This window comes from Microbacterium sp. (genome assembly GCF_031178525.1).
In the GTDB taxonomy this organism is placed as follows: domain Bacteria; phylum Actinomycetota; class Actinomycetes; order Actinomycetales; family Microbacteriaceae; genus Microbacterium.
On sequence record NZ_JAPSJA010000342.1, the window covers coordinates 1 to 2,293 of the forward strand.

Here is a 2,293-nt window from a genome sequence, read left to right on the forward strand (position 1 = left end):
CGGAGCCGGTCCAGCATCCGGGTCAGTTGGGCAAGCCCGACGCTGTCGAGACCGGCCGTGGGCTCGTCGAGGATCACGTACCGGCACTCCGCGACGAGGATCGCAGCGATCGCGACGAACTTCCTGATCGCGGTCGGCAGATCCTTGGGGTTGGTGTCGAAGTGCTCGCCGATGCCCGTGAGTTCAACCGCTCGCACCACGCGCTCATCGCGCCTGCTCTCCGGCCACCCCAGGTAGCGTGGGAGGTACTGGATCTCGGATCGCACGTCGGACGCGAAGAGCTGGTCGTCGGGGTTTTGGAAGACGTAGCCAACGTGACGGGCCACCTGCGCGGTGGTGCGCCCCGCCGTGGCCACGCCGTCGACGAGCACTTCGCCCGTGGTGGGCTTCAGCAGTCCATTCATCATCTTGACCGTGGTGGTCTTGCCGGCGCCGTTCTGGCCGACGATCGCCACCCGCTCGCCGTCATCGATCCGCAGGTCGACGGCGCCGACGGCGCGGGTCCCGTCGGGGTAGTCGTAGCCGGCCCCTCGCAGCTCAATAGGCACGGCGCGCCTCCTCCATCCGTGCGGCGACGGCCTGTGCCGCCTCGCCCCTGGTCATGGGCATGAGCCCGAGGTCTCTGCCGTCATCGCGCAGGCGCACCGCCAGTTCGACGACCTCGGGCGGACGGATGCAGAACGCGGCGAGCTCGGGCGATCCGAGCACCTCGCGGGTGGGCCCCGTCATCACCACCGCCCCGCCGTGCAGCACCGTGATGGTGTCGGCGTACGCCGCGAGCAGGTCGATCTTGTGCTCGACGAGGACGATGGATTTGCCTGCATCCTTGAGCCCGCGGATGATCTCGAAGACCTCCTCGGACGACTCCGGGTCGAGCTGCGAGGTGGGCTCGTCGATGACCATCACCTCGGCGTCCATCGCGATGATCGACGCGAACGCGACCTTCTGCCGCTGCCCGCCCGAGAGCCCGTTCGGGTTCTTGTCAACGAGGTGCGCGATGCCGAGCCTGCGCACCACGCGCGTGACCCGGTCGATGATGTCGTCGCGCGGCACGCCGAGGTTCTCGAGTCCGATCGAGATCTCCTCGAAGACGGTGTCGCGGATGCCGCTGATCTGGGTGAACGGGTTGTCGAAGACGCATCCGATCGCCGTGGACAGCTCCGCCGGATCCCAGTCCTCGAGCTCGCGGCCCAGGATCTCCACCCGGCCGCTCAGCTCGCCGGAGTGAAAGTGCGGGATGATGCCGCGGATCAGCGCGCACAGGGTCGACTTGCCGCTCGAGTTGAGGCCGACGACGCCGTGCACGCGACCCCGCTCCCATTCGAGGCTCAGCCCGTCCAGCGCCGGCCGGTCGGAGAAGGCGTAGGTGAAGCGCACGTCGCGCAGGCTCGCGAGGGTCATGCGACCGCACCGCCGGTCGCGACGACGGCGGCCGCGACGAGCAACACGAGCACGAGCCACTCCCACCAGCGCGGCGCGCGCAGCCGCACCAGCGAGGTGTGCGCGCCCGGCCTGTTGAAAGCGCGTGCGTCCAGGGCGATCGCCCGTTCCTCGGTCGCGCTCATCGCACTGAGGAACACCGGGGCGAGCACCGGGAAGAAGGCGCGCACGCGCACCAGCACGTTGCCCTCGGTCTCGATCCCCCGCGCCTTCTGCGCCTCGAGCACGACGCGGGCGGTCGCGCCGAGGTCGGTGATCGACTGGAACGACGCGAGCAGCACGTAGCTGATCCGGGGGCTGACGCCGATCCGCTCCAGGGCGAGCATCAGGTGCCGCATGGGGACCAGGGCGAAGAACAGGGTGGCGGCCGCGCAGATCGCCATGACGGCGGCGGCGAACCGCAGCCCGTCCTGCACCCCCTGCGTGGTGACCGCGATCGGCCCGAGCGGCACGATCACGTCTCCTCCGCGGGTGAGCACCGCGCGGAGCACGAACAGGATGAGGCCGATGGCGGCCCACAGCTTCAGAAAGGTGATCAGGTACTCCCGCCCCTTCCCCGCCAGGAAGCCGATGCCGACGAACACCGCGCCCATCGCCGCCGCGACGATCCATCCGGGCATCACCACGGAGACCGTCGCCAGGGCCGCGATGCAGCCCAGCAGGATCAGCGGGTTCATGTCACGGATCGGGTTGCCCAGCGTGGCCTCGGCGCGATACCGCTGCGCGGCCGCTTCGAGCGCGGTGTCCGTCATGTCAGTACGCCTTCGCGGCGGTGGGTGCGCCGGCCGGGGCCAGGTAGACGTGCCCGAGCGGCAACTTGGTCATCAGTCGTCGCGGGATGCCTTTGATGATC

3 protein-coding genes are annotated in these 2,293 nt (G+C 69.6%); all 3 read right to left on the reverse strand.

Annotation, left to right across the window (positions count from 1 at the left end):
• The coding region (locus RIF89_RS14105) for an ABC transporter ATP-binding protein (protein WP_309069710.1) at positions 1–548 on the reverse strand (548 nt) is incomplete at its 3' end.
• A complete protein-coding gene (locus RIF89_RS14110; RefSeq protein WP_309069711.1) occupies positions 538–1,401 on the reverse strand; it encodes an ABC transporter ATP-binding protein in 864 nt (287 codons plus the stop codon). The genes RIF89_RS14110 and RIF89_RS14105, both read right to left, overlap by 11 nt.
• Positions 1,398–2,192: an energy-coupling factor transporter transmembrane component T gene (locus RIF89_RS14115; RefSeq protein WP_309069712.1), complete on the reverse strand. Its 795-nt coding sequence runs from the start codon at positions 2,190–2,192 to the stop codon at positions 1,398–1,400. Before RIF89_RS14115 ends, RIF89_RS14110 begins: the two co-directional genes overlap by 4 nt.
• Positions 2,193–2,293 lie beyond the last annotated feature (101 nt).

Bases quoted from the DNA above. Each gene is read 5' to 3' on its own strand.
- RIF89_RS14110 (WP_309069711.1), bottom strand. From the start codon at position 1,401: ATGACCCTCGCGAGCCTGCGCGACGTGCGCTTCACCTACGCCTTCTCC.
- RIF89_RS14115 (WP_309069712.1), bottom strand. From the start codon at position 2,192: ATGACGGACACCGCGCTCGAAGCGGCCGCGCAGCGGTATCGCGCCGAG.